This is a genomic window from Nocardiopsis dassonvillei (genome assembly GCF_964273065.1).
Lineage (GTDB): Bacteria > Actinomycetota > Actinomycetes > Streptosporangiales > Streptosporangiaceae > Nocardiopsis > Nocardiopsis dassonvillei_B.
Map to the genome: position 1 here is coordinate 4,787,212 of NZ_OZ186815.1, position 25,639 is coordinate 4,812,850.

The 25,639-nt window shown below is 74.0% G+C and carries 22 protein-coding genes; 12 read left to right on the top strand and 10 right to left on the bottom strand.

Annotated elements, in window-relative coordinates; translation table 11 throughout:
- Positions 1–2 precede the first annotated feature (2 nt).
- A complete protein-coding gene (locus ACSUPR_RS21470) occupies positions 3–1,661 on the top strand; it encodes a DUF5719 family protein (RefSeq protein WP_436886500.1) in 1,659 nt (552 codons plus the stop codon).
- Between the two features lie 106 nt (positions 1,662–1,767).
- On the opposite strand, the gene ACSUPR_RS21475 is transcribed toward ACSUPR_RS21470, so the two are convergent.
- On the bottom strand, positions 1,768–2,163 hold the full coding sequence (locus ACSUPR_RS21475; protein WP_436886502.1) for a metallopeptidase family protein: 396 nt from the start codon (positions 2,161–2,163) through the stop codon (positions 1,768–1,770).
- Positions 2,164–2,386: 223 nt separating this feature from the next.
- On the opposite strand from ACSUPR_RS21475, the gene ACSUPR_RS21480 reads away from it, so the two are divergent.
- The 4 genes from ACSUPR_RS21480 to ACSUPR_RS21495 all read left to right on the top strand — a co-directional run bounded on the left by ACSUPR_RS21480 (position 2,387) and on the right by ACSUPR_RS21495 (position 5,996).
- Positions 2,387–2,761: a DUF3499 domain-containing protein gene (locus ACSUPR_RS21480; RefSeq protein ID WP_436886503.1), complete on the top strand. Its 375-nt coding sequence runs from the start codon at positions 2,387–2,389 to the stop codon at positions 2,759–2,761.
- 121 nt (positions 2,762–2,882) lie between these two features.
- Positions 2,883–4,235, top strand: coding sequence for a phosphomannomutase/phosphoglucomutase (locus ACSUPR_RS21485; protein ID WP_436886504.1), 1,353 nt, complete (start codon positions 2,883–2,885; stop codon positions 4,233–4,235).
- 65 nt (positions 4,236–4,300) lie between these two features.
- A complete protein-coding gene (locus tag ACSUPR_RS21490) occupies positions 4,301–4,477 on the top strand; it encodes a Trm112 family protein (protein ID WP_013154764.1) in 177 nt (58 codons plus the stop codon).
- A gap of 202 nt (positions 4,478–4,679) precedes the next feature.
- Entirely contained in the window at positions 4,680–5,996 is a 1,317-nt protein-coding gene (locus ACSUPR_RS21495) for a protein kinase domain-containing protein (protein ID WP_436886505.1), read from the top strand.
- Positions 5,997–6,048: 52 nt separating this feature from the next.
- On the opposite strand, the gene ACSUPR_RS21500 is transcribed toward ACSUPR_RS21495, so the two are convergent.
- Both ACSUPR_RS21500 and ACSUPR_RS21505 read right to left on the bottom strand, forming a co-directional pair.
- Positions 6,049–7,182: a hypothetical protein gene (locus ACSUPR_RS21500; RefSeq protein WP_436886506.1), complete on the bottom strand. Its 1,134-nt coding sequence runs from the start codon at positions 7,180–7,182 to the stop codon at positions 6,049–6,051.
- 102 nt (positions 7,183–7,284) lie between these two features.
- Positions 7,285–7,677, bottom strand: a complete 393-nt coding sequence (locus tag ACSUPR_RS21505) for a MerR family transcriptional regulator (RefSeq protein WP_436886507.1) — start codon at positions 7,675–7,677, stop codon at positions 7,285–7,287.
- Between the two features lie 128 nt (positions 7,678–7,805).
- Between ACSUPR_RS21505 and ahcY the strand changes: the two genes are divergently transcribed.
- Positions 7,806–9,242, top strand: coding sequence for an adenosylhomocysteinase (gene ahcY / locus ACSUPR_RS21510; protein WP_436886508.1), 1,437 nt, complete (start codon positions 7,806–7,808; stop codon positions 9,240–9,242).
- A gap of 123 nt (positions 9,243–9,365) precedes the next feature.
- Positions 9,366–10,628 (top strand): adenosylhomocysteinase, encoded by a 1,263-nt coding sequence (locus tag ACSUPR_RS21515; protein ID WP_436886509.1) that lies wholly within the window; start codon positions 9,366–9,368, stop codon positions 10,626–10,628.
- A 16-nt stretch (positions 10,629–10,644) separates the two neighbouring features.
- Here the strand turns inward: ACSUPR_RS21515 and ACSUPR_RS21520 are convergent, their stop codons facing one another.
- On the bottom strand, positions 10,645–11,460 hold the full coding sequence (locus ACSUPR_RS21520) for an RDD family protein (RefSeq protein ID WP_436886510.1): 816 nt from the start codon (positions 11,458–11,460) through the stop codon (positions 10,645–10,647).
- A gap of 113 nt (positions 11,461–11,573) precedes the next feature.
- Here ACSUPR_RS21520 and ACSUPR_RS21525 point away from each other — a divergent pair, with 113 nt between their 5' ends.
- Together ACSUPR_RS21525 and ACSUPR_RS21530 are read left to right on the top strand one after the other, a co-directional pair.
- The gene (locus ACSUPR_RS21525) at positions 11,574–12,578 is read left to right on the top strand and encodes a stage II sporulation protein M (protein ID WP_436886511.1); all 1,005 of its coding nucleotides are present in this window, start codon (positions 11,574–11,576) and stop codon (positions 12,576–12,578) included.
- Positions 12,579–12,620: 42 nt separating this feature from the next.
- Complete coding sequence (locus ACSUPR_RS21530; protein WP_436886512.1) at positions 12,621–12,947, top strand: DUF397 domain-containing protein; 327 nt, start codon at positions 12,621–12,623, stop codon at positions 12,945–12,947.
- Between the two features lie 13 nt (positions 12,948–12,960).
- Here ACSUPR_RS21530 and ACSUPR_RS21535 read toward each other — a convergent pair whose 3' ends face one another.
- From ACSUPR_RS21535 to ACSUPR_RS21560, 6 genes are all read right to left on the bottom strand, one after another.
- A complete protein-coding gene (locus ACSUPR_RS21535) occupies positions 12,961–14,952 on the bottom strand; it encodes a tetratricopeptide repeat protein (RefSeq protein ID WP_436886513.1) in 1,992 nt (663 codons plus the stop codon).
- Between the two features lie 117 nt (positions 14,953–15,069).
- On the bottom strand, positions 15,070–16,371 hold the full coding sequence (locus ACSUPR_RS21540) for a DUF58 domain-containing protein (protein ID WP_436886514.1): 1,302 nt from the start codon (positions 16,369–16,371) through the stop codon (positions 15,070–15,072).
- Positions 16,371–17,354 (bottom strand): AAA family ATPase, encoded by a 984-nt coding sequence (locus tag ACSUPR_RS21545; RefSeq protein WP_436886515.1) that lies wholly within the window; start codon positions 17,352–17,354, stop codon positions 16,371–16,373. Before ACSUPR_RS21545 ends, ACSUPR_RS21540 begins: the two co-directional genes overlap by 1 nt.
- A 44-nt stretch (positions 17,355–17,398) precedes the next feature.
- Entirely contained in the window at positions 17,399–18,622 is a 1,224-nt protein-coding gene (locus ACSUPR_RS21550; protein ID WP_436886516.1) for a DUF4350 domain-containing protein, read from the bottom strand.
- Positions 18,619–19,242, bottom strand: a complete 624-nt coding sequence (locus ACSUPR_RS21555; RefSeq protein ID WP_436886517.1) for a DUF4129 domain-containing protein — start codon at positions 19,240–19,242, stop codon at positions 18,619–18,621. The genes ACSUPR_RS21550 and ACSUPR_RS21555 overlap by 4 nt, the downstream gene beginning before the upstream one ends.
- Complete coding sequence (locus ACSUPR_RS21560; protein ID WP_436886518.1) at positions 19,239–20,876, bottom strand: glycerophosphoryl diester phosphodiesterase membrane domain-containing protein; 1,638 nt, start codon at positions 20,874–20,876, stop codon at positions 19,239–19,241. The genes ACSUPR_RS21555 and ACSUPR_RS21560 overlap by 4 nt, the downstream gene beginning before the upstream one ends.
- Before the next feature lie 442 nt (positions 20,877–21,318).
- On the opposite strand from ACSUPR_RS21560, the gene mtrA reads away from it, so the two are divergent.
- From mtrA to ACSUPR_RS21575, 3 genes are read left to right on the top strand one after another with little or no spacing between them, the layout of a single operon-like run.
- Positions 21,319–21,996, top strand: a complete 678-nt coding sequence (gene mtrA / locus ACSUPR_RS21565; RefSeq protein WP_073376517.1) for an MtrAB system response regulator MtrA — start codon at positions 21,319–21,321, stop codon at positions 21,994–21,996.
- A 16-nt stretch (positions 21,997–22,012) separates the two neighbouring features.
- Positions 22,013–23,749, top strand: coding sequence for an MtrAB system histidine kinase MtrB (mtrB, locus tag ACSUPR_RS21570; protein WP_436886519.1), 1,737 nt, complete (start codon positions 22,013–22,015; stop codon positions 23,747–23,749).
- Positions 23,746–25,602, top strand: a complete 1,857-nt coding sequence (locus ACSUPR_RS21575) for an LpqB family beta-propeller domain-containing protein (RefSeq protein ID WP_436886521.1) — start codon at positions 23,746–23,748, stop codon at positions 25,600–25,602. Before mtrB ends, ACSUPR_RS21575 begins: the two co-directional genes overlap by 4 nt.
- Positions 25,603–25,639 lie beyond the last annotated feature (37 nt).

Sequence of the window (25,639 nt, forward strand, 5' to 3'; positions counted from 1 at the left end):
CCGTGCGACTGATCGTGGAGAACCGGTTCGCGCTGTTCGGGCTGGTCGCGCTGGCCCTGGCCGCGCTGTTCGGCATCGCCGTGGCGACCGGTCCGGTGACCGCCGAGCTGGGCGTCACCCAGCCCGGGACCGCCCGCCCCTCCCACGCGCTGCGGGTCTGCCCGGCGCCGCACGACGAGGACGCCGACAGCTCCGTCGCCGCGTTCGCCCCCAGGGTCAGCCGCGACGACACCGGCGGCCTGTGGGCCGTCCCGGTCCCGGTCGTCGAGGAGGAGACCGGGGAGGGCGGGGAGGACGGAGAGCCTGAGGAGGCCGCGGACGCCCCGGAGCCGGAGGAGCCGGGCGACCCGGACGCGCAGGGAGGTGCCACCGGGGCCGGCGGCCCCGACCCGGAGCTGCTCCTGGGCGAGGAACTCACCGAACCCGGGAACGTGTGGGGCGTCGACACCTCCGCCGCCGTCGAGCCCACCGCCGTCCACGCCCGCGGCTCCCTCGCCTCCGGCCTGGAAGCGGCGCAGACCACCGCGGCCTCCGGCGCCCTCACCGAGGTGCGCTGCGCCGAGCCCTCGGTGAGCACCTGGTTCGCGCTGCCCGGCGGCGGCGACTCCGAGGGTGTCCGCCTGGAGGCGATCACCGTCCACCTCACCAACCCCGAGACGTCCCGGGCCACCGTCAGCCTGGACATCCACGCCGGCGGCGGGCCGTCCTACTCCGTCGACAGCCGCGGGATCTCCCTGCCGCCCGGCGGGTCCACCGTCCTGGACATCACCGAACTCGCGCAGAGCATCGGCGGTGTCGGCGTGCAGGTGCGCACCAGCACCGGCCGGGTCGCCGCCTCCCTGCTCGCCGAACACGTCGAGGGCCACACCGACTGGGTCCCGCCCACCGCCGCCCCCGCCCGCGAACAGGTCGTTCCCGGGGTCCCGCCCGGCGGAGGCCGCCGCCACCTGGTCGTCGCGACCCCAGGCGACGAGCCCGCGCGGGTGAGCGTCCACGTCATCGGACCCGAGGGCGAGGGCGGGGAGGGGCCCGAAGGGGACGGTGAGGACGACGCCTCCGCGCCCCGGGGCACCCGGGACGACCCGCTGGAACTCCAGGTCCCCCCGGCGGCCTCCGCCCGGATCAGCCTGGACACGGTCCTGGGCGGCCGGGCCGGCACGGTGGTCGTGGAGTCCGACGTGCCCGTGGTCGCCGGCGTCGCCGCCGAGTTCACCGGGGAGGACCCCGACGAGATCCTGGAGACCGCCTACACCTCGGCCGTGCCGCCGCTGTCCTCCCCCCTGAACGCCGGGGCCGTGCTGCCCGACTCCCCGCAGGGCACCGAGACCCGGCTCGTGCTCACCGCCCCCGGGGGCGACGCCCGGCTGATGGCCACGCCCATCGGGGCCGACGGCACCCAGGGGGACGCGGTCCGCGCCGAGGTCGCTGCGGGCACCACCGCCGTGTTCGGCGGGGACGGCGAGGGGTGGACGGCACCGGACGGCACCGACCCCGGGGGCGGTTACGCGGTCCGCCTGGACCTGCTGGAGGGCTCCGGGCCGCTGTACGTCGCTCGGATCCTCACCGACGGCGACGCCCGCAGCGTGCTGCCGGTACGCCCGGCACCGGTCGAGGTCGCCCTCCCGGTCGTACGCGACACGATGGTGGGCGTGGTCCCCTGAGCGGCGCAGCCCAGGGGTGAGGGCCCGGTGGCGGTCGGCACGGGCCGCCTGCCGCCGGGCCTGTGGCGGACACGGGCCGGGGCTCCCGTGCCCGGCGGCGGACCGGTCAGCTCTCGGGGTCGACCGACTCCGGTTCCACCCCGAGCAGGTTGGCGACCTCCTCGACCACGGTCTCGTGGACGAGGAGTGCCATCTCCTCCGGGTCCTTGGTCCGGATCTCCAGCGGACGCCGGTACACCACGATGCGGGCCCGGCCCGAGGAGTCCGTCTCCAGGCGGGAGAAGGGGATCGCCTCGGTCATGGGGCCCCGGGGCGGAACCGGGGGGACGTCCTCCACGAGGAAGTCGACGTTCGCCAGCTCGCGCGCCCACAACCGCTCCAGGCGTTCGACCGCGTCCAGCACGAGGTCGTCGAACGCCTGCGCGCGGCTGCGGGACACCGGCAGGTCGGAGGGCACGAGAGGACCGCGGATGCCTCGGCCGCGGCGGTCCCGGCGTCGCACTCGGTCAGGTTGGCCATGGGAAGGGCGCACTCGTCGCACACTTCGAGACTAAGCCATCGCGGGCGCGTCGCGTAGCCCCGCGGGCACGGTGATCGACCGGCGTCCCCGAACGCCCCGGCGGGACCCCCGCTCCGGCGCGGGTATCGCGTTGGACACCACGAAACGGACGAGGTCGTGGAACGATGCTGGCGTGTCCCTCAGTAAAGGCATACAGTCGAACGCTGTGAGCCCTGTTCGACGCTGCTCCCGAACCGCCTGCCGGCAGCCCGCCGTCTTCACGCTCACGTACGTCTACGCCGACTCGACGGCCGTCCTCGGCCCGCTCGCCGCCTACGTGGAACCGCACTGCTACGACCTCTGCGCCATGCACGCCGACCGACTGACGGCGCCGCGCGGCTGGGAGGTCGTCAGGCTCCCCGTCGAGACGGCGGGCGGAGGTCCCGGAAGCGACGACCTGGAGGCCCTCGCGGACGCCGTACGTGAGGCGGCGCGCCCGCCCGCCCGCCCGGCCGACGACGCCGAAGGTGCCGACGGCATGCGCCGCGGACACCTGAGGGTCGTCCGCTCCGACCCGTCCCGCCCCGACCCCCGCCCCTGAGGCCCTCCTGCGAGCCCTCTTCCCGGGGGTCCGCGGGGCCCCTTGCTAGGTTGGTACCGCCCGCGGGCCGCGCCCGCGCGGCATGACCATCCTGAGCAGGACCGATCCGGCCGGAGAAGACGTGGCAGACCTCGCAGGCATCTTCAAGGCATATGACGTACGCGGTGTGATCCCCGACACCCTGAACGCGGAGATCTCCCGGGCGATCGGGGCGGCCTTCGCCCGGGTCGTCGGCGGACCGGCGGTCGTGGTGGCCCACGACATGCGCCCCTCCTCCCCCGATCTCGCCCGAGCCTTCGCCGACGGCGTCACCTCCCAGGGGGTGGACGTGGTCTTCGCCGGCCTGGGCTCCACCGACCTGCTGTACTACGGCTCCGGCGCACTCGACCTGCCCGGCGCCATGTTCACCGCCAGCCACAACCCCGCCCAGTACAACGGCATCAAGATGTGCCGGGCCGGGGCCGCCCCCATCAGCGCCGAGACCGGCCTGGCGGAGATCCGGCGCCTGGCGGAGGAGGGCGTGCCCGCGCACGACGGCCCGGCCGGAACGGTCACCGAGAAGGACCTGCTGGCCGGGTACGCCGACCACCTGCGCACCCTGGTGGACCTTTCCGGGATCCGCCCGCTCAAGGTCGTCGTGGACGCGGGCAACGGCATGGGCGGCCACACCGTCCCCGCAGTCCTGGAGCAGGGGCTGCCGCTGGAGGTCGTCCCGCTCTACTTCGAGCTCGACGGGACCTTCCCCAACCACCCGGCCAACCCCCTGGACCCCGCCAACATCGTCGACCTGCAGAAGAAGGTCCGCGAGACCGGAGCCGACCTCGGCCTGGCCTTCGACGGCGACGCCGACCGCTGCTTCGTCGTGGACGAGAACGGCGAGGCGGTGCCGCCCTCGGCGATCACCGCCCTGGTGGCCGTGCAGGAGCTGGCCAGGGACCCCGGCGCGACGGTCATCCACAACCTCATCACCTCCCACGCCGTCCCCGAGATCGTCCGCGAGCACGGGGGCGTGCCGGTGCGCACGCGGGTGGGCCACTCCTACATCAAGGCCACCATGGCCGAGACCGGCGCGGTGTTCGGCGGGGAGCACTCCGCCCACTACTACTTCCGCGACTTCTGGAAGGCCGACACCGGCATGCTCGCGGCCATGCACGTCCTGCGCGTGCTGGGCACCGACGAGCGCCCCCTGTCGGAGATCACCGCCGAGTACTCGCGCTACGCCGCCTCCGGGGAGATCAACTCCGAGGTCGCCGACGCCGCCGAGCGGATGGCCGCGGTGCGCGAGGCGTTCGCCGGGCGCGAGGGCGCCGAGGTCGACGAGCTGGACGGGCTGACCGTCGCGCTGCCCGGCGGCTCCTGGTTCAACCTGCGGGCCTCCAACACCGAGCCGCTGCTGCGGCTCAACGTCGAGGCCCCCGACGCGGCGGCGGTCAACGCCCTGCGCGACGAGGTACTGGCCATCGTCCGCTCCTGAGAGGGGGCATGATGGAGGGGTGGGGCGTTCCGCCGCCCCGCCCCGTACGACGAGGAACGAGGACCATGAGCACGAAGATCGACGGCTGGCTGCTGGAGATCCTGGCCTGCCCGCAGAGCCAGGCACCGCTGCGCCACGACCCCGAGACCGACGAGCTGGTCTGCGACGAGAGCGGCCTGGCCTACCCGATCCGGGACGGCATCCCGGTCCTGCTGGTCGACGAGGCCCGCAAGATCGGCTGAGGACGGGGAGGGGAACGGGGACGGACCGGCCTTTCCTGTCGGATCCATATGGAACGTTATGGGAGTTCCGGTAGTCATAGCGGGTGCGGCGAAGTGAGAGACTTCGTCTCCGGGGGGTGACGGGCGCACCGTCCCATACCCCCCGCAACCCGTACCCTGTTCGTGCCCACCCCGCTCAACACGACCTCCCTGGAGGACACCGATGCCCGGTCCCGAACCGCTACAGCCGAGCGACCCCTCCGCGTTCGGCGACTACAGCGTGACCGGACGCCTGGGCAAGGGGGGCCAGGGCATCGTGTACCTGGCCGAGGACCCCCAGGGCGAGGAGGTCGCGGTCAAGGTCCTCAACGACCAGTGGTCCCGCGACAGCGACCTGCGCAAGCGGTTCGAGAAGGAGGTCCGCGCCGCGCAGAAGGTCGCGTCCTTCTGCACCGCCGCGATCATCGACGCCCGGCTCGACAGCGACCCGCCCTTCGTGGTCAGCGAGTTCGTGCCCGGCCGCGACCTCCAGGAAACGGTCGCCAAGGGCGCCCCGCTGCGCGGCTCGGCGCTCCAGCGGCTGGCCGTCTCCACCGCCACCGCCCTCGTCGCCATCCACAAGGCCGGGATCGTCCACCGCGACTTCAAGCCCGGCAACGTGCTGCTGGGGCCGGACGGGCCCCGCGTCATCGACTTCGGCATCGCCCGGGTCGACGACGGCACCGCCACCATGACCAACTCGATCGTCGGCACGCCCTCCTACATGGCGCCCGAGCAGATCGAGGGGCGCGGCATCACCGACAAGTGCGACATCTTCGCCTGGGGCTGCGTCATCGCGTTCGCCTCCAGCGGCCGGGCGCCGTTCGGCTCCGACACCGTCCCCGCGGTCGTGCACCGGGTCATCAGCGCCCCGCCGGACATCGACGGCGTCGACGAGTCGCTGCGGCCCATCGTCGAGGCCTGCCTGAGCAAGGACCCGGCCAAGCGGCCCACCGCGCAGAAGCTCCTCATGCGCCTGCTCGGGCACGAGGACGCCGAGGAGGCCCCCTCCACCGAGGACGTCGTCAAGCAGGGCGAGCAGATCGCCCAGACCGGCCTCATTCCGCAGGGGCGGATGCCGGTGCGCCCGCCGACCGGCCCCCAGAGCGGGTTCGGCCCCGGCCACCCCGGGGCGTCCGGCCCCCACCCCGGGCACCCGGGCACGTCCAACCCCCAGCACGGTATGGCGATGCCGGGCCACCCCGGCTACCCGCAGGCGGGCATGGGGATGCACGGGCACCCCGGCACGTCCAACCCCCGGCCCGGCATGGGCATGCCCGGCCACCCCGGCACCTCCAACCCGCGGCCCGGCCCCTACCCGCAGGGGCAGCCGCAGTTCGGCAACCCGCTGCTCACCGGCAACCCCAACCAGACCTACGGGGGCCCGGCGCAGCAGCCGCCCGCCGAGGACTCGATCCTCCAGCAGAGCTGGGTGATCCCGGCGGTCCTCATGACGATCCTCATCCTCGTCCTGCTGCTGGTCCTCATCGTCGTCTCCTGACCGCGGCGGCGCCGAAGGCTCCGGCGCGGTCAGGAGCCCGCGGTCCCCGGGCTCAGACCCGGGTGAGCTCGCCCAGGGCCAGGGAGACGCCCTCGTCCACCAGGTCGCGGATCCGCGGCCAGCGGTCGTCCACGCAGTCGGTGGGCATCACCGTCACGCCCTCGGCCCCCGAGACCCGCGGCAGGTCGCGCACCCCGTCGGCGGTGGTCAGCCGCCCCTCCACGGTCACCGCCAGCACTCCCGTCCGGGGGTGGCCGATCTCCTGGACCACCACCATGAGCGACACCGTCGCATCCTCCACCAGCAGCTCCAGCACCGTCCACCAGTGGGCGGCGCCCGGGGTGAGCACGGCCCGCCCCGCCTCGGAGGCGGCGTCCTCGCCGCCGGTGTCGGAGCCGCCCGAACGCAGCACGGTGCGCGCCCCCGGGTCCAGACCGCGCAGGATGAGGCCCACCGACTCCTTGTGCGAGCGCAGGTGGTCCATCACCCGGCGGCGGGTCACCGCCGCCAGCGGCGACACCGGTTCCCGGTCCGGGAGCGGCGCCCCCGGCGGCGTCCAGCTCAGCTCGTCGCGCAGCGCCGCCGTGACCGCCCGGGCCAGCACCGAGACGGTGGCGGCCAGGCGCTCGTCGGGGTGCAGGCCGGTGTGCGCGGGCGGGTGGAGCGGGGGCAGCGGCGGGAAGTCCGCCCGGCGCAGCACCAGGGCGGCGGCCAGCCAGGGCAGCAGCCGCGGCGACTCCCGCCCCCCGTCCAGCTCGGTGAGGACCGCCAGGGCCTCGGAGTAGGTGTGCGCCGCCCGGATCAGGGGGTGGCCCGGGGCCGCCGCCGGTCCGGCCACGAGGTGCGCGTGGTCCGGCCCCAGCGGCTGCTCCGGGGCGCGGAAGGGACCCGCGTCGGGCAGGGAGTGGACGAGGCGGGCCAGTTCGGCCGTGTACCCCGGGGTGAGCGGGCGGCCGCCCATCCCGTCCGCCAGCGTCTCCGCCAGGAGGTCGGCGAGGGCCCCGCCCACCCCGGCCTCCCCGATCCGGGAGCGCATCAGGGAACCGCGCGCGGCCTCGCGCGCCTCCCGGGGCTGGGCCTGCCGGTGCGCGGACCAGATCCTGCGCAGGCGGTCGGCGTCGGTCAGCTCGTCGCGCACGCGGTCGGGGAGCCGGGCCGGGTCCGCGCTGAGGCGTAGGGTATCCACGCTGTCTCCGTAGCCCGTGGGCGCTCCGGTGAAACCTGACCTGTGGCACCTTGCGCGGCGGGGGATCCGCCCGGCGGTGCGGACCGGTCCCGGACCGCGCGGTCAGGGCCGGCGGCCCAGCAGGCGCATCGCCTTCTGCTTCTCGAAATCCAGGGCCCGGGCCGGCGCCGGGGCCAGGCGGCCCAGCCGCTCCCCGTGGGCGCGCACCCGCGCCAGCACCTCGGGCTCGGACAGCACGCGCAGGGCGAACGCCAGGGCCGCCGGGGGGATGTCGAACTCGCGTTCCAGCTCCAGGCCGGTCGTGATGGTCCGCAGGTCCTCCTCGGTGAACCGGCGGTGCCGGTGGCCCCGCCCCGTGGGCTGCTCCTGGGTGCGGGGCAGCAGCCCCAGCCCCTCCCGGTACCGGAGCATGCGGGGGGTCGTGCCCACCCGCTCGGCCGCCGCCGAGATGGGCAGGGGACCGGCGTACGCGGCGGGGGTGTCGTCCAGGGCCATGCGGACGACCCTAACCGAGCCCCGCGCCCGCGCGGGCTTCATCTGACACCGCGTTGTCAGATTCGTGCCCAGGGTGGGCGCGCGGGCCTAGAATCGGGTGCGCCACGACCATCACGAGTGAGGAACGCATGGCTTTCGACTTCAAGGTCGCCGACCTGTCCCTGGCCGAGTTCGGCCGCGACGAGATCCGGCTCGCCGAGCACGAGATGCCCGGACTCATGGCGACCCGCGCCGAGTACGGTGACAGCAAGCCGCTCCAGGGCGCCCGCATCATGGGCTCGCTGCACATGACCGTCCAGACCGCGGTCCTCATCGAGACCCTGGTGGCCCTGGGCGCCGAGGTGCGCTGGGTCAGCTGCAACATCTTCTCCACCCAGGACCACGCCGCCGCCGCGGTCGTCGTCGGTCCCGACGGCACCGTGGACGACCCCAGGGGCGTCCCCGTCTTCGCCTGGAAGGGCGAGACCCTGGAGGAGTACTGGTGGTGCACCGAGCAGGCGCTCACCTGGCCCGGCGGTGAGGGCCCCAACATGATCCTGGACGACGGCGGCGACGCCACCATGCTCGTCCACAAGGGCGCCCAGTACGAGAAGGCCGGGGCCGTCCCCGACCCCTCCACCGCCGACAGCGAGGAGTTCGCGGTCGTCCTGAAGCTGCTCCAGGAGAGCCTGAAGCGGGACCCGGCCAAGTGGACGACCATCGCCGGCCGCATCAAGGGCGTCACCGAGGAGACCACCACCGGTGTCCTGCGCCTGTACGAGATGCAGCGCGAGGGCGTCCTGGCGTTCCCGGCGATCAACGTCAACGACTCGGTCACCAAGAGCAAGTTCGACAACAAGTACGGCATCCGCCACTCGCTGCCGGACGGCATCATGCGCGCCACCGACGTCCTCATCGGCGGCAAGGTCGCCGTGGTCTGCGGCTACGGCGATGTGGGCAAGGGCGCCGCGGAGGCTCTGCGCGGCCAGGGCGCACGGGTCATCGTCACCGAGATCGACCCGATCAACGCCCTCCAGGCCGCCATGGACGGCTACCAGGTCACCACCCTGGAGGACGTGGTGGGGACCGGTGACATCTTCATCACCACCACCGGCAACTTCAACGTCATCATGACCGAGCACATGTCGGCGATGAAGCACCAGGCCATCGTCGGCAACGTCGGCCACTTCGACAACGAGATCGACATGGCGGGCCTGGCGAAGGTCCCCGGGATCGCCAAGAAGGAGATCAAGCCGCAGGTCCACGAGTGGACCTTCCCCGACGGCCACTCCATCCTGGTGCTGTCCGAGGGCCGGCTGCTCAACCTGGGCAACGCCACCGGCCACCCCAGTTTCGTGATGTCCAACAGCTTCACCAACCAGGTCATCGCGCAGATCGAGCTGTACACCAAGCCCGACGAGTACCCGATCGGCGTGTACACGCTGCCCAAGATCCTGGACGAGAAGGTCGCCCGCCTCCACCTGGACGCGCTCGGCGTCAAGCTGACCACGCTCAGCAAGGAGCAGGCCGCCTACATCGGCGTGGACGTCGAGGGCCCCTACAAGTCGGACCACTACCGCTACTAGGGCCGTCCCCTCCGGCCTCCGCAGAGCAGGAGGGCGGTCGGAGCACGAGCCCCAGGGCATGTCAGTCCTCCGGGGCCGGCGCCTCGCGCCGGCCCCGGAGCCGTATCCACAGAACAGGTCCCCATGACCGGGATTCCACACGAGGTCGCCGACCTGGCCCTGGCCCCGGCCGGGGTGCGCCGGGTCGCCTGGGCCGAGCGGTCCATGCCGGTGCTGCGCAGCGTCCACGAGCGCTTCGCCGCCGAGCGGCCCCTGGCCGGACTGCGGGTCGCCGCCTGCCTGCACGTGACCGCAGAGACCGCCAACCTGCTGCGCGTCCTGCGCGCGGGCGGCGCCGAGGTGGCCCTGGCCGCCTCCAACCCGCTCTCCACCCAGGACGACACCGCGGCCGCACTGGTCTCCGAGTACGGGGTGGCCGTGCACGCCTGGGCCGGGATGGACCCGACCGCCTACGACCGCAACCTGGTCACGGTGCTGGAGACCCGCCCCCACCTGCTGCTGGACGACGGCTGCGACCTCGTCCACACCCTGCACGCGGCCCGCTCCGACCTGCTGGAAGGCGTCCTGGGCGGCTGCGAGCAGACCACCACGGGCGTGATCCGGCTGCGCCGCATGAGCGCCGAGGGCGAGCTGCGGCTGCCCATGGTCGCGGTCAACGACACCGCCACCAAGCGCATGTTCGACAACCGGTACGGCACCGGCCAGTCCACCGTCGACGGCATCCTGCGGGCCACCAACACCATGCTCGCGGGCCGCACCGTCGTCGTCGCCGGGTTCGGCTACTGCGGCCGTGGCCTGGCCGAGCGGGCCCGCGGCATGGGCTCCCGCGTCATCGTCACCGAGGTCGACCCGGTCAAGGCCCTGGACGCCGTCATGCAGGGGTACACGGTCGCCACCATGGCGCAGGCCGCCCCGCTGGGGGACGTGTTCATCACCGCCACCGGCAACCGCGACGTGATCCGCGAGGAGCACCTCGCCCTGATGCGCGACGGGGCGATCCTGGCCAACTCCGGCCACTTCGACCTGGAGATCGACCTGGCCGCCCTGGACCGGCTCGCCGTCACCGTGGACCGGGGCGTGCGCGAGCACGCGGACGAGTACGTGTTCGCCGACGGCCGCCGGGTCCTGCTGCTGTCCGAGGGGCGCCTGGTCAACCTGGGTGCCGCGGAGGGGCACCCGGCGGCCGTCATGGACCTGTCGTTCGCCGCCCAGGCCCTCACCACCTCCTGGCTGGCCCGCGCCCACGGCGGGCTCCGCCCGGGTGTGGTGGACGTGCCGGCCGAGATCGACACCGAGGTGGCGGGCCTCGAACTCGCCGCGCTGGGCGTCGCCATCGACACCCTCACCCCCGACCAGGAGTCCTACCTCCGCTCCTGGCACCCCTGACCCCGGGGCCGGGGCCTCAGGAGGAGGGGCGGTGGTGGGACCGCTGCTGCTGGAGGGCGGTCTCCTGGCGCCGGCGCCGCTCGGCGAGCACGGCCGCGAGGAAGTCCGGCGGGCTGGTCCCCGGCGGCGGGGGCGGGCTGATCTGCGCCATCACCGCGTCGGCCAGGCGGATGCCCATCTCGTGGCGTGTGTGCTCGGCGAGCTCGTAGTAGCGCAGCACGTACTGGCGGGCCGCGGCGGCCGTCTCCGGGGACAGCCGGGACAGGTCGGCCGCGGCCGCCCACCCGGCCAGGTACGGCGGCATCGGGACGTACTCCTGGCGGGGGCGCCCCGTGCGCTCCTCCACGACCATGGTGCCCGCCAGGAAGTCGCCCACCCGGCGCCCGTCCCTGCTCAGCATCGAGGTGATCAGCGCGACCACGCCCGAGGTCATCCAGATCTCGACGAACGCCGCCAGCGCCCGCGCCAGCGCCTGCCGGAACCGCTCCGGAGTCCCGTCGGTGCCGACCACGCGCAGTCCCAGCGCCATCTTGCCCAGCGACCGGCCGCGCGAGACGGTCTCGAACGCCGCCGGGTAGCCCACGATGACCAGGATCGTCCCGCCCAGCACCACCGCGGCGGTCGCCGCGGGGTCCATGGTGGTGCCCATCCACGCCCCCAGCAGGCCCAGCAGGACCAGCAGGACGCCCTGCACGATGATGTCGATGACCAGGGCCACCGTGCGGGTCGCGAATCCGGCGGGGCGCAGGTCCAGCACCACCGCGTCCCCCGTGACCAGGGGCGTCGTACCGTACGCGTCGCCGCGCACCTCACCACCGCCGGGATAGGACACCGGTGCTGCTCCCTCGGGGACGAACGGAACCTTCGCCCCCGACACTACCCGCAGGCGGACACCCGGTTCCCACCGGCCGCGCCCCCGGGCGGCGAGGCGGTAGGGTCCCTTGCGTGGATATCGACGTTTTCGCCGCGGCGAACGCCCCGGAATGGGAGCGGCTGGACCGCCTGGTCCGCCGGCGCCGCTCCCTCGACGGTGCCGAGATCGACGAACTCGTCGACCTCTACCAGCGGGTCTCCACCCACCTGTCGGTGGTGCGCTCCTCGGGCCAGGACCCCGCCCTGGTGGGTCGGCTGTCCGCCCTGGTCGCCCGCGCGCGCTCCGCGGTGACCGGCGCCCACGACCCGGCCTGGCGCGACATCCTCGGGTTCTTCACCCGGGTCTTCCCCGCGATCCTGTACCGGCTGCGCTGGTGGTGGCTGGGCATGACCGCCGGCACCGTCGCGGTCGCCGCCGCCGTGGCCTGGTGGATCGTGGCCGACCCCGCCGTGATGCACGCGATCGGCACACCCGAGTCCGTCGCCCAGATCGTCGAGTACGAGTTCGCGAACTACTACGTCGAGAACCCGCGGGGTTCCTTCGCCGCCCAGGTGTGGGCCAACAACGCGTGGGTGGCGGCCCAGGCGATCGTGTTCGGCGCCGCGTTCGGGGTGCCGACCCTGGCCGTGATGCTGATGAACGCGGTGAACGTGGGCATGATGGCAGGCCTGATGATCGGCCACGGCCGGGCCGACGTGTTCTTCGGCCTGATCCTGCCGCACGGCCTGCTGGAGCTGACCGCCGTGTTCGTGGCGGGCGGCATCGGGCTGCGGCTGGGCTGGTCGCTCATCGCCCCGGGGAACCGGACCCGGCTGCGCGCCTTCGGCGAGGAGGGGCGCTCGGCGGTGGCGGCGGCGCTGGGCCTGGCGGTGGTGCTGTTCGTCTCCGGCCTGATCGAGGGCCTGGTCACCGGGAACACGGTCGCCGGGCACATCCCGGTGCCGGTGGCGCTGGGGATCGGGGTGCTGGCGGAGGTGCTGTTCCTGCTGTACGTGTTCGTGGTCGGCCGCCGGGCGCACCTGGCGGGCGAGACGGGCGACATGCGGGGCGCGCCCGCGGCGGTGCCGGTGGCCTGAGAGCCCTACCGGGCGGGGCCCGCGTGTGGCAGGGTCGGCGGCATGAGCGACGCCCCCCACTGGTCCAAGAGCTCCTACAGCAGCATGGCGAATGCCTGTGTCGAGATCGCCCTCGTGAATTCCGGGGCCTGGAGTAAGAGCTCCCATAGCAGCATGGGGAACGACTGCGTCGAAGTGGCGCTCATGGACGCCGTTCCCAGGTTCGCGAGCAGTTCCGGTTCGATGGGGGGCGGGAATCGTGTCGAGGTCGCGTTCGTCGACCCGATGGCCGTTCTGATGAGGGACACCCGCTACCGGGACTCCACGGTCATCGCGGCCGGCTCCCGGGAGTGGTCCGGATGGCTACGGTCGGTCGTCCGGGACCGCTGAAAGTTCTTCCGGGTCACCGTCCGTCGGCTGCGCGCGATCGCTCCGCCGCATCTCGGGCATCGACGGTCAGGAGATGGTTCTCACCCAGGATCTCCGATCGTATGCGCGCGACCTTTTCGAACAGCGGGACGGCCTGGGCGTGGTCCCCCCGCTCGGCCGCGTTGCGGGCCAACAGGTAGTCGGCGTTGATGGTTCTCGGATGCCTTGCGCCCAGAAGCCGTTCCCATGTGCCGCGAGCCCATCGGAAGCCTTTCGCCGCCGCCTCGTGGTCTCCCCGCAGCATCCGGAGATAAGCGAGGTTCTCCCGTGCCTGGACCGCGGTCGGTTCTTCTTCGTCTCCGGCGGCCTCCCATACGTCGTGGAAGAGCCGTCCGGCCGCCTCCAGGTCGCCCCCCAGCGCGACGACGAGGGCGACCTGGTGCAAGCTGCTCAGGGTGTCAGGATGATCGGGGCCGAGCACGGATTCCCGCTCCCGGTGGACCGTCCGGAAGACCTCCTCCGCTTCCGCGAACCGGTCCAGGGACCGCAGGGCGTCTCCCAAGGCATGCCTGGTGCTCAGGGTCTCCGGATGGGAGGTCCCCAGTCGTTCGGTGCCCGCAGCGGCCAGGGCTCTGAGGCGGTTCACGGCCTCTTCTCTGAAACCGAGGAGCATCAGGGCACGCGACCTCCGGGTACGCGCGCGGAAAGCGGCCTGGTCCGTTTCACCCGGGAGACGCTCCCAGACCTGCTCCAGCGCATGGTGGGCACCCGCCTCCATCAGGGGATCGTGGTCGGCTCGGCGGAGGAGGAGGGCTTCCGCGACGCCGGTGACGGCCGTGTCGTCGATCCCGGCCCGGATGGTCTCCGACACCAGCGGGTGCATCCGCAGGGCGGTCTCCCCTCCGTGCCCGCCCAGGGCGACCAGGCCGTGCACGACCAGGGCGTTGACCGCCCGGGCCAGAGCGACCTCGTCCAACCCCTCCAGCGGACCCCGCGCCAGAACCTCCACCGGCAACCGCCGCAGCGGCACCGGGACCGCGTCCGGACCCAGGACCGCCAGCACCCGCGACAGCGGCTCGGCGTACGGCTCCCGCTCCGCCACCAGGCGCAGCGACAGGTCCCACACCCCGGACAGCAGCCGCCGGTCGGCGTCGGGGCCGGTGACGAGCGGCGCCGCCAGCTCGTCCAGCCTGTCCACGCCCTCCTCCAGCCGCGCCAGCAGGGTGCGGGCGTCGGGGAACAGCAGCCGGTGGGTGGCCAGGATGCGCCCGGCCAGTGACAGCGCCAGCGGCACCCGGCCCAGCCGCTCCGCCAGCTCTCCCGCTCCCGCCGGTTCCTCCAGCGCCGCGTGGTCGGCCAGCGCCGACGCCGCGGCCCCCGCCTCCAGCGGCTCCACCCGGTGCATCCGGGCGGGCGCCCACTGCGCGGGGTCGTCCACCCGCGTCGTCACCACCACGAAACCGCCCGGGCTCGCCCGCATCCACCCCAGCTGGTCGCCGGGCCGGTGCTCGGGGTCCAGCTCCTCGGGCCGGTCGGCGTTGTCGATGACCAGCAGCCACGGCCGCGGCGCACCGTCCAGGTGCCGCCACACCCACCGCATCGCCAGGTGCCGCGTGGCCCGCACCTCCTCGGCCTCCCGACGCGACCCGCCCAGCTCCACGGCGACCTCGATCATGCTCGCCGCGACACTGCCGGGCCGCACCCAGAACACCGTCCGGCCCTCGGCCCGCGCCCGCCCGGCCAGTTCCGCCGCCACCGTGGTCTTGCCGAACCCGCCGGGGCCGGTCAGCACGTGCGGTACGGACGCGCCGGCGCGCATCTCCGCCAGCAGGGTCCCGACCAGTCCCTCCCGCCCGCGTACGGCGGTCGCGGGGCGCGGCGGGTCGAGGACCACGTCCGCCCCGGGCGGGGGAGCGGGCCGCTCGCCGGCGTTGATGGTGACACTGTGGATGTCGCGCGCCTGGAGCAGCCGCCCGTACACATCGCCGTTCACCGTGTTGGCATGGGGTTCGGGGGGAGAGTCCATGCCCACATACTGCCCGAGCGCCCCGCCGTCCACGGCGGCCCGCGCACGTCCGGGCGGGGTGAGCACGGGAAAGGGCGGGGTGGCCGGTTCCGGCCACCCCGCCCCCGCGTTCCGCCGCTACAGGCGGCCCTGCGCCTTGAGGTTGATGTAGGCGTCGGCCAGTGCCGGGGCGATGTGCTCGGGCTCGGCGTCGACGACCTCCACCCCGGTCCGGCGCAGCTCGGCCGTCACCCGGCGCCGCTCGCCCAGGGCGCGCTCGGCGGCGCCCGCCCGGTACAGGGCCTCCGAGTCGCCGCGCCCCGCCGCCATCGCCGTCACCGCCGGGTCCTGCACCGCCGCGACCAGCAGCAGGTGCCGCGAGGTCAGCGCCGACACCCGGGGCAGCAGCCCCTCCTCCAGCGCCGCGGCGTTGAGGTCGGTCAGCAGCACCACCAGCGAGCGCGTCCGGCCCTGGGCGGTCAGGATCGCGCTCGCCATGCCCGCCGGGTCGGACTCCAGCAGCTCCGCCTCCAGCGGGGCCATCGCCTCCACGATCCGGTGCACCTGGCTGCCCCTGCCCGAAGCCCTGACCTGCGCCCGCACCCGGCGGTCGTAGGCCAGGAAGTCGACCCGGTCGCCCGCCCTGCCAGCCAGCGCCGCCAGCAGCAGCGCCGCGTCCATGGAGTGGTCCAGCCGGGGGGTGTCGCCGACCCGGCCCGCGGAGGTGCGCCCGGTGTCCAGCACGATGAGGATGCGCCGGTCCCGCTCGGGGCGCCAGGTCCGCACCACGACCCCGTCGCTGCGGGCGCTGGCCCGCCAGTCGATGGACCGCACGTCGTCGCCCGGCACGTAGTCGCGCAGCGAGTCGAACTCACTGCCCTGGCCGCGCACCATCGCCGTGTGCCGGCCGTCCAGCTCCCGCAGCCGCGACAGCTTCCCGGGCAGGTGGCGGCGGCTGTGGAACGGCGGCAGCACCCGTACCGACCACGGTGCGGGCAGGGTGCGCTGACGCCCCGCCAGCCCCAGGGGTCCCAGGCTGCGCACGGTCACCCCGGCGGCGCGGGCGTCGCCCCGCCGGGTCGGGGTGAGCGTCGTGACCACCCGGCGCCGCTCACCCGCGTCCACCCGCAGCGGCCGCGTCCGCGGCTCGGCGTGCGCGCTCGGCGGCCAGGCGTCGCGCACGCTCCCGCGCAGGCGGCGCCGCGTCGGGTTGGCGACGACGACCTCGACGGCCGCGGTGTCCCCCAGCCGCAGCGAGGTGTCCCCCGCCCGCGACAGCCGCAGCCCCCTGGGGCTCGCCGCCAGCAGCACGTCCGCGAAGACCGCAGCCGCCAGGACGGCGACGGAGGCCACGGCCGCCCAGAGGCCCAGGGAGCCCGAGAACGCCACGGCCACCACCGCCAGCCCCGCCAGCAGGACCGCCCGGCCGGTGACCACCATCAGCGCGGCACCGGGACGGAGGCCAGCACGCCGTCCAGGATCCCGTCGGTGGTGGCGCCCTCCAGCTCGGCCTCCGGCCGCAGCGAGACCCGGTGCCGCAGCGTGCCCTTGGCCAGGGCCTTCACGTCGTCGGGGGTGACGTAGTCGCGGCCCGACAGCCACGCCCACGCCCGGGCGGTGCGCATCAGCGCGGTCGCGCCGCGCGGCGACGCGCCCAGCTGGAGCGAGGGCGACTGCCGGGTGGCCCGGCACAGGTCCACGATGTAGCCGAGCACCTCCGGGGCGACCCGCACGGTCTCCACGGCCCGGCGCGCGGCATGCAGCTCCGCGGTGCCCGCCACCGGGGCCACCCCGGCCGCCGCCAGGTCCCCGGGGTCGAACCCGGCGGCGTGGCGGCCCAGCATCTCCACCTCGGCCGCCCGCGGCGGCAGCGGCACCGTCACCTTGAGCAGGAACCGGTCCAGCTGCGCCTCCGGCAGCGGGTAGGTGCCCTCGTACTCCACCGGGTTCTGGGTGGCGGCCACCAGGAACGGGTCGGGCAGCGCCACCGGGCGGCCCTCCACCGTCACCTGCCGCTCCTCCATGGCCTCGAGCAGCGACGCCTGGGTCTTGGGCGGGGTCCGGTTGATCTCGTCGGCCAGCAGCAGGTTGGTGAACACCGGCCCCTTGAGGAACTCGAACTCGGCGGTGTGCTGGTCGTACACCAGCGACCCCGTCACGTCGCCGGGCATCAGGTCGGGGGTGAACTGCACCCGCTTGTGGTCCAGCGACAGCGCCGCCGAGACGGTGCGCACCAGCAGCGTCTTGGCGACACCGGGCACACCCTCCAGCAGCACGTGGCCGCGGCACAGCAGCGCCACGACCAGGGCGGTCACCGTCTCGTCCTGGCCCACGACCGCCTTGGCCACCTCGCGGCGCAGGGCGACCAGGGCCTGCCGCGCCTCTTCGGCCGAGGGCGGTGCCTCGTGTGTGAAGGCGCTCACGTGCCGTCCACCTCTCTCGCTCTCAACATTCTCCGATCGGCCGGTCACCGCAGTCTCCGGGACCGTTCGTCCAGTTCGTCGGCCAGCCGCAGCAGGCCCTCGTCGTCGGCCGTGTACGGGTCCGCCTCCGACGGGTACAGCAGGTCGGACACGAACCGCGGATCGTCCCCGGTGCGCTCGGCGACCGCGGCGACCACCGCGTCGCGCGGGGCGTCGGGGCCCAGCCCCAGCCGGGCGGTGTGCCGCTCCAGGAAGCCGCTGCGCAGCGCGCCGACCACCCGGTCGCGCGCCGTGCGGGAGCGGTACAGGGCGGCCCGGCCCTCGGTGGTCTCCGAGGCGCGCACCACCACCGGCAGCGACTCGGGCACCAGCGCGCCCATGCGCCGCCCCTGCCAGACCACGAGCAGCACCATGCCCGCCGCCAGCGGCAGCAGGGACCAGCGCACCCCGGCCGGCAGCAGTTCCGTCAGGGAGGCCCCGCCCTCCTCCTGGGGCGGGTCGGGGCGCAGCCACACCACGGTTCCGGCGTCCAGCAGGTTGAGCGCCAGGGCGGCGTTCCCGCCCTCGTCCAGCAGGCGGTTGGTCCACGGGTCCCCGTTGCCCAGCACGGTGGTGGCCGTGCCGTCCCCGGTCACCTGCACCAGGGCGTCACCCGACCCGTCCGGGTAGCAGCCGACGGCCTCGACCCCGGGGTCGGCGGTGTACAGCTCGCCGTGCACGAAGGACGGGCCCGCGGCCACGGCGGCGGGCAGTTCGCAGTGCGGTTCCAGCGGCCGTTCCAGGAAGTCGCGGGGCAGCTCCCGGCCGGTCATCTCCACGCCCGGGGCGAACGCCGACAGCGACCGCACCGAGGGGCGCACCAGCACGGTGTCCACGTCCAGGGCGGCCAGCCGGTCCAGCTCCTCGGGCAGCAGCCGGTGGTCCATGAACACGACCAGGACCGCGTCGTCCGCGGCTGCGACCGCCTCGGCGGCGTCCCCCGAGGTGCGGACCACCTCGACGTCGCGGTCCTCGTCCAGGATGTTGACCAGGGCGCGGGTCCCGTCCGGGGAGACGCTGCCGGGTTCCAGGTGGCCGGTGGGGAACTGCTCGCTCCCCAGCGACATCAGCACCGACACGACGATGAGCGCGGCCGCCAGGACCGCCGGGAAGCGTGCCGCACGCCAGAAGCGGCGGGTGGCGGACTCCGCGGGCTCACCGGCCGCGGGGCCGGCCGCAGGGGCGGCGGCAGGGTCGGCCGCGGGGGCGTCGGGGGAGTGGACTGTCATCCGCGCGCCTCCTCGGGGTCCAGGGCCGGTCGGGCCGCGCGCAGCCGCTCGTCGAGTTCGCGCAGCGCCCGGGCGGTGTCGGCGGTCGCGGCGCGGTCGCCGTAGACGACGTCGTTGAACAGGCGGGCGCCCTCGCGCAGCCCCCCGGCCTCGCCGGGCAGCGTCCGTCCCGCCTCGGCGGCCAGCTCGGTGGCGGTGCGCCCGGCGCGGGGGGAGATGATCGTGCGGTCCTCCAGGTCGACGCTGATCGCGCGCATCCGCTCGGTGACGGCGGCCGCGTAATCCCCGGCCTCCTCGTGGGCCCGCGCGGCCGCGCGGTGGTCCTCCGCGGAACGGGGCGCGGCCCCGTGGACGGCGCCCTCGGCACGGCGGGTCCGCGAGGGGCGCAGCCACAGGACCAGCCAGAGCACCAGCAGGGCGAGCACGACGAGCACGACCACGGTGGCCCACCCGCCGCCGCCCCCGGGAACGGGGACCTGGAGGTTGGAGAACCACTCCCAGATGCGGTCCAGCAGGGACGGCTCCTGCGCGCCGTACACCGGGTCGCCCAGCTCCTCGACGGCGCGGCGCCGCCCCTCGGCCCCGGTCACCTCGAGGGCGGCGGTGGACGGCGCCCTCACGCGTGCCGCTCCGGCAGGTAGACCTCCGGGCCGACCTCGCCGCCGGACGCGGCTGCGGTGTGCAGCTTCAGGTCCAGGCCCTCGCGCCGCATCCGCAGGTCCACGTAGAGGAGGGTGGTCACGCCGACCTCGAACGGGGTGACGATCGCGTAGGTCAGCGCCTGGCCGATGAACATGAGCGCCCCGGCGAGGACGGCCGCCCACAGCGCGCCCGGGGCGAGTGCCGCGGGCACCATCCCGCCGAGGGTGAACGGCGTGATCAGGATGTTGGTGACGAAGTAGCTGATGAGAAGGGTCAGGAACAGGACCAGGAAGATCCGCCACCAGCTGCCCTGGGTCAGCCGCCAGGAGCGGCCCAGTGCGGAGCCGACGCCGATGCGCTCCAGCACCACGGCGGGCATCGCGAACTTGATCCGCACGAAGATCCAGACCCGGAGCACGATCCAGACCGCGATGGCCGCGAGCAGGCCCAGGATGATGACGGCGGCGCCCGCCCCCTCGCTGCCCCCGGTCATGATGAGCATGCCGACCAGGACCGCGGCCACGCCGATGACCACGACGACGGTGGTGATGGCCATGTCGATGAGCAGTCGCAGCAGGGCCAGGCCGATCACCGGCCGGATCCGGCCCTTGGCCGAGGCCCAGGCCTCGGAGGGGGAGAGCTTGCGACCCAGTACCGCCATGCCGACGGTCGCGGTGAGGAGCCCGGTGACGATGGCGATCCCGAGGGAGGACAACAGGCCGCCCGCGTACATGGCGGCGATGGCCCACGGGCCGATCGGGAGCGGGTCGTTCGGGTCGAGGGCCATGGGGTCGTTCATCAGCTGGTCGAGGAACACCCCGTAGGTGGACGCGTAGCCGCCGAAGCCGATGGAGGAGATCACCCCGGTGACGGCCATGATCATCAGCGCCAGGCCGACCATCGTCCTGGGGTTGCGGCGGATGAGCGTGAACGCGCCGTTGAGGATGTCCCCGAGGGTCATCGGGCGCAGCGCCACGACACCGGGCTTGGGCGCCTGCGGCACCTGTCCGTACCCCGGGTGGCCGTACCCCGCCCCCTGCGGGTACCCCCCGGGGGCCGCCTGCCACTGCCCGGTCTGCGGCCCCTGCGGTCCGGCCCACTGCGCCTGCCCCGGCGGGGGTCCGTATCCGGGCTGCTGTCCGTACCCGGGGGCGGCGAACCCCTGGGCGGGCGCCTGCGGATGTCCGTGACCCGGGGCCTGCGGCCCGGTCGGCCCGTGGCCGGGCCGCCCGCCGTACTGCTGCCCGTACCCGTACGGCCCCCCGTGTCCGGCCTGCTGCCCGTATCCGGGCGCCGGGGGCGCCTGGTCGGCGGGCCCGCCCGAACCCGGTGCGGCGAACCCGGCGTCCTGCCCGCCCGTCCCCGGCCCGGCGGAGCCCGGCGCCGCGAACCCCTCGGGCGCCCCGGTCCCGGGCGGTGCGAAGGAGGGGTGCCGCGGAGCCGGCTGCGCGTGCGCGCCCCCCGCCTCCGGGGCGGAGGCCCCCTGTTCCGGAGGGGCCCAGGACTCCGCCGCCCCCGGGCCCTCCTGGGCCCCGGCCGCGGGCGATCCACCGTCGACGGGTTCCTCCGGGGTGCCCCCCGGCGGGTTCCGGTGGTCGTCCTCCTGGGTCATCTGCCCCGCCCTCCGTGAGGTTCGGTTACGCTGCGCGAGCGGACCGGGTCGCGTGTCCACATGTCCGAGAACAACCTACCGGCCGGTTCCCCCGAAGTCGGGCGCGGTCCCGGCCCCTTCGCGTGCAACCGATGTACTTCATTCCTTTTGTATGCTTTCTGTTACCAACCGGTCGGGCATTATCAAGGGCGCCATCACCCTCCCCGGCCAGCGCGGACGCTCGAAGTGGCCGAAAACGGCCCCGGAAGGCCCCAAAGACATCGACCGCACTTCCCACCGCCCGAGAAGATGGCAAGGTGGGGGACGACCCGTGGTTCCCGCGTCGGACAGTGACGGCGCACCCGATCGCACCGACGACGTTCGAGTTCTTCTGAGGAGAGAGGAGTAGGCGCCGCGAAGCCGCCCCACAGGGCGGGCCCGACGCCCGGCGCCGGACACACCGATGAAGGGACGTGTACTGGTTGTCGATGACGACCTCGCCCTCGCCGAGATGCTCGGCATCGTCCTGCGCGGCGAGGGCTTCGAGCCCTCGTTCGTCCACGACGGCGACAAGGCGCTCGAGGCCTTCCGCGAGACCAAGCCCGACCTGGTCCTCCTCGACCTGATGCTCCCCGGTGCCGACGGCATCGACGTGTGCCGCCAGATCCGCGCCGAGTCCGGCGTGCCGATCGTCATGCTCACCGCCAAGAGCGACACCATCGACGTCGTCCTGGGCCTGGAGTCGGGCGCCGACGACTACATCGTCAAGCCGTTCAAGCCCAAGGAGCTCGTCGCCCGCATCCGCGTGCGCCTGCGCCGCACCGAGGAGCCCGCGCCCGAGGTGCTCCAGATCGGCGACATCACCATCGACGTCGCCGGGCACGCCGTGCGCCGCGACGGCGAGCAGATCAGCCTCACCCCGCTGGAGTTCGACCTGCTGGTCGCCCTGGCCCGCAAGCCGCGCCAGGTGTTCACCCGCGAGGTCCTGCTCGAGCAGGTCTGGGGCTACCGCCACGCGGCCGACACCCGCCTGGTCAACGTCCACGTGCAGCGCCTGCGCGCCAAGATCGAGAAGGACCCGGAGCACCCCGAGGTCGTCGTGACCGTCCGCGGCGTCGGCTACAAGGCCGGTACCGCCTGATCCACGCGAAGCGCACATGACCGCAGCCGCATCCGAGGAGCATCGGGGGGCCGACTCCGAGGAGGAGCGGCCCGCCCCGCCCTCCGGGCCCCCCGAGTCCGGAGGGCGTCGGCGCGACCCCGAATCCGGGCTCACGCGCGCCTACCTGTTCGCCCAGCGGGCCGCCCGCGCGCTGGTCCGCGGCGTCCACACCAACTGGCGCCGATCCCTGCACCTGCGCGTCATCTCCACGACCCTGGTGCTGTCCCTGGTCGTGATGACCGGCCTGGGCTACGTGCTCATCTCCCAGGTGCGCAGCGGCCTGCTGGACGCCAAGATCGCGACCGCGGTCAACGACCACCGGGCCGGGCTCAACTACGCCCTCGCCGAGATCCAGGAGAACGAGACCGGCGACCGCGACCGGCTCATGTACAACGTCGCCAGCGAACTCGCCGGGCGCAGCGGCGACACCGGCCTGTACGGGGTCGTCATCCTCCCGTCCGTGGACGACGAGCTCGGCTGGGTGGGCGAGGAGTCCCCGGACAAGCAGCTCGACACGAGCGTCCCCGGCCGGCTCATCGACCAGGTCCGCGACTCGATGGGCGACCAGCAGTACCACACCTACGCGCGCATCAGGAACGAGGCCGAGGGCACCGAGGAGCCCGCCCTGGTCGTGGGGGCCGAGCTCACCCACGCCTACGAGCTGTACTACGTCTTCCCGCTCCAGCACGAGCAGGAGATCCTCGACCTCGTCCAGCGCACCGTCGTCCTGGTCGCCGCGCTGCTGGTCGTCCTCCTCGGCCTCATCGCCTACGTCGTCACCCGCCAGGTCGTCTCCCCGGTCCGCTCCGCCGCCCAGTCCGCCGAGCGGCTGGCCGCGGGCGACCTGTCCGAGCGCATGGCCGTCCAGGGCGAGGACGACCTGGCCCGCCTCGCCGTGTCCTTCAACGACATGGCCGGGACCCTCCAGGAGAAGATCCAGGAGCTGGAGGAGCTGTCCAAGCTCCAGCGCCAGTTCGTCTCCGACGTCTCCCACGAGCTGCGCACCCCGCTCACCACCATCAAGATGGCGGGCGACCTGCTCTTCGACGACCGCGACGAGCTCGAACCCGCCATGCGCCGCTCCGTCGAGCTGCTCCAGAGCCAGGTGGAGAGGTTCGAGGAGCTCCTCGCCGACCTGCTCGAGATCAGCCGGCACGACGCGGGCGCCGCCACCCTGGGCACCGAGCCCTCCGACATCCGCGACGCCGTCATGAAGGCGGTCGGGGACGCCGAGCAGATCGCCGAGAAGCGCGGCATCAAGGTCGTCATGCGGCTGCCCGCGGACCCGTGCGTGGCCGAGTACGACCCCCGGCGGATCAACCGCATCCTGCGCAACCTGGTGGTCAACGCCATCGAGCACAGCGAGGGCCGCGACGTGGTGGTCACCGCCGCGGGCGACCGCGACGCCGTCGCCGTCGCCGTCCGCGACTACGGTGTCGGCCTCAAGGAGGGCGAGGAGCACCTGTGCTTCGACCGCTTCTGGCGGGCCGACCCGGCGCGGGTGCGCACCACGGGGGGTACCGGCCTGGGCCTGTCCATCGCCAAGGAGGACGCCACCCTGCACGGCGGCTGGCTCCAGGCGTGGGGCATGCCCGGCCAGGGGTCCCAGTTCCGCCTGTCCCTGCCCCGGCACGCGGGCGCCGAGCTGCGGGGCTCCCCGCTGCCGCTGGTGCCCCCGGAGTTCTCGCTGGGCCGCGCCTACCCCCGCGAGGGGGGAGAGGACAACCCGTGAGCAGAAACCTCCTGGTGTTCGGCGCCTCCGCGCTGTCCTGCCTGTTCCTCACCTCGTGCGCCAGCGTGCCGATGACCGGCCCGGTGGTCCCGGGCGAGGGCGGCGACGGCGGCGCCGACCCCTACGGCGGCTACGTGCGGCTGCTGCCCGCGGGCCCGCAGCCGGGGATGAACCCGGACGGGCTGGTCGGCAGCTTCCTCAAGGACATGGGCAGCTTCGAGGAGGACCACGGCCCGGCCCGCATCTACATGCTGCCCGACACCGGCCGGGAGTGGTCCCCGGACGGCTCCGTCAAGGTCTTCACCGACCTGGACACGGTGGACCTGGAGACCGAGGTGTCCGACGACGGGCTCACCGCCACCGTGCGGATGCGCAGCCCCCTGGTCGCCACCATCGACGAGGACGGCAAGTACCGCCCCGGCACCCCGGGGACGCTGATGGACGAGACGTTCACCCTCGCCCGCGAGGAGGGGGACCCCGAGGGCGAGTGGCGGATCCAGAGCCTGCCGGACGACCTCATCCTCAGCCAGCTCGACGTGGAGCGCACCCACCGGCCGTTCAACCTGTACTACTTCAACCCGGAGGGGACCTCCCTGGTCCCCGACCCGATCTACCTCCCGGTGAGCACCGACCGGCTCGCCGAGCGGCTGCTGTCGCGGCTGGGCGAGGGCCCGACCTCCTGGCTGGGCCCCGCCGTGCGCTCGGAGTTCCCCGAGGACGTCCGTGCCCGGGTGACGGCGGACGCCGAGAGCGTCGTGGTCGAGCTGAACGGTGTCGGCGACATCGACGAGTTCCGGCTCGGCGCCCAGATCGCCTGGACGCTGCGCCAGATCCCGGACGTGCAGGAGTTCACGCTGGTCGTGAACGGCGAGGAGGTGGCGTTCGCGGCCGCGGACGGGGACAGCGCCGTCCGGCCCCGGCCCGCCAGCTCCTTCTGGCACGGGGTCGGCCCGGGCGCCCTGCGCTCGGGGGTGCGCGCCTACTACGTCCACGAGGGGCAGCTCTGGTCCGCCTCGGAGTGGGACACCGACACCTTCGGGGACGCCGAGCGGGTCCCGGGGCCGCTCGGCGCGGGCGACGTGCTCCTGGAGCGGTTCGCGGTCTCCATCGACGAGAGCACCGTCGCGGGCATCACGCTGGACGGTGAGACGGTCGTGACCTCCTACGCCTCTCCGGGCTCCGAGGTCGTGGAGGTCCTCGACGACGGCGTCTTCACCGAGCTGTCCTGGGACATCGACGGGAACCTGTGGGTGGTGGAGGAGGTCGGCGACCCGGACGAGGAGCCGCAGGACGGGCCGTCCCCGGCCCCGGCCGACCCCGAGACCCTTCCGGACCCGGCGCCGCCGGAGCCCGGCTCCTCCGACGTGTGGGTGCTGCGCGACGCCGAGGAGGTGGTCCGGGTGGACGTCGGCGACCTGCGCGACGAGTCCCTGGTGAGCTTCCGGGTGTCCCGCGACGGCACCCGCGCCGCCGCGGTCACCGAGGTGGACGGACGGCGCTCCCTCAAGGTGGGGCGGGTGGTCACCGACGAGGACGGTCGGGTCTCGGTGGAGGACTTCGTGCCCCTGGCCGGGGAGCTGGAGGAGGTCACCGAGATCTCCTGGCGCTCGGCCGACCAGCTGGCGGTCCTGGGCCGCCGCGAGGCGGGCACCGACCAGGTGTTCCTCGTCGCGCTGGACGGCGGCACCCCGCCCTCCAGCGCGGGCAACTCGGTCACCGGCCTGGTCACCATCTCCGGCGCCCCGGGGCAGCCCCTGGTCGCGGGGACCGACGACGGCAACATCTGGATCTCCAACGACCGGCTGAACTGGCAGAACGTGGTGGAGGGCAGCTCGCCGACCTTCCCGGGCTGATCCGGTGGCCGCCGGGGGCCGACCTCCGGGGCGGACT

Bases quoted from the DNA above. Each gene is read 5' to 3' on its own strand.
- ACSUPR_RS21490 (WP_013154764.1), top strand. From the start codon at position 4,301: ATGAGCACGAAGATCGACGGCTGGCTGCTGGAGATCCTGGCCTGCCCG.
- ACSUPR_RS21495 (WP_436886505.1), top strand. From the start codon at position 4,680: ATGCCCGGTCCCGAACCGCTACAGCCGAGCGACCCCTCCGCGTTCGGC.
- ACSUPR_RS21505 (WP_436886507.1), bottom strand. From the start codon at position 7,677: ATGGCCCTGGACGACACCCCCGCCGCGTACGCCGGTCCCCTGCCCATC.
- ahcY (WP_436886508.1), top strand. From the start codon at position 7,806: ATGGCTTTCGACTTCAAGGTCGCCGACCTGTCCCTGGCCGAGTTCGGC.
- ACSUPR_RS21515 (WP_436886509.1), top strand. From the start codon at position 9,366: ATGACCGGGATTCCACACGAGGTCGCCGACCTGGCCCTGGCCCCGGCC.
- ACSUPR_RS21530 (WP_436886512.1), top strand. From the start codon at position 12,621: ATGAGCGACGCCCCCCACTGGTCCAAGAGCTCCTACAGCAGCATGGCG.
- ACSUPR_RS21535 (WP_436886513.1), bottom strand. From the start codon at position 14,952: ATGGACTCTCCCCCCGAACCCCATGCCAACACGGTGAACGGCGATGTG.
- ACSUPR_RS21540 (WP_436886514.1), bottom strand. From the start codon at position 16,371: ATGGTGGTCACCGGCCGGGCGGTCCTGCTGGCGGGGCTGGCGGTGGTG.
- ACSUPR_RS21550 (WP_436886516.1), bottom strand. From the start codon at position 18,622: ATGACAGTCCACTCCCCCGACGCCCCCGCGGCCGACCCTGCCGCCGCC.
- ACSUPR_RS21560 (WP_436886518.1), bottom strand. From the start codon at position 20,876: ATGACCCAGGAGGACGACCACCGGAACCCGCCGGGGGGCACCCCGGAG.
- mtrA (WP_073376517.1), top strand. From the start codon at position 21,319: ATGAAGGGACGTGTACTGGTTGTCGATGACGACCTCGCCCTCGCCGAG.
- mtrB (WP_436886519.1), top strand. From the start codon at position 22,013: ATGACCGCAGCCGCATCCGAGGAGCATCGGGGGGCCGACTCCGAGGAG.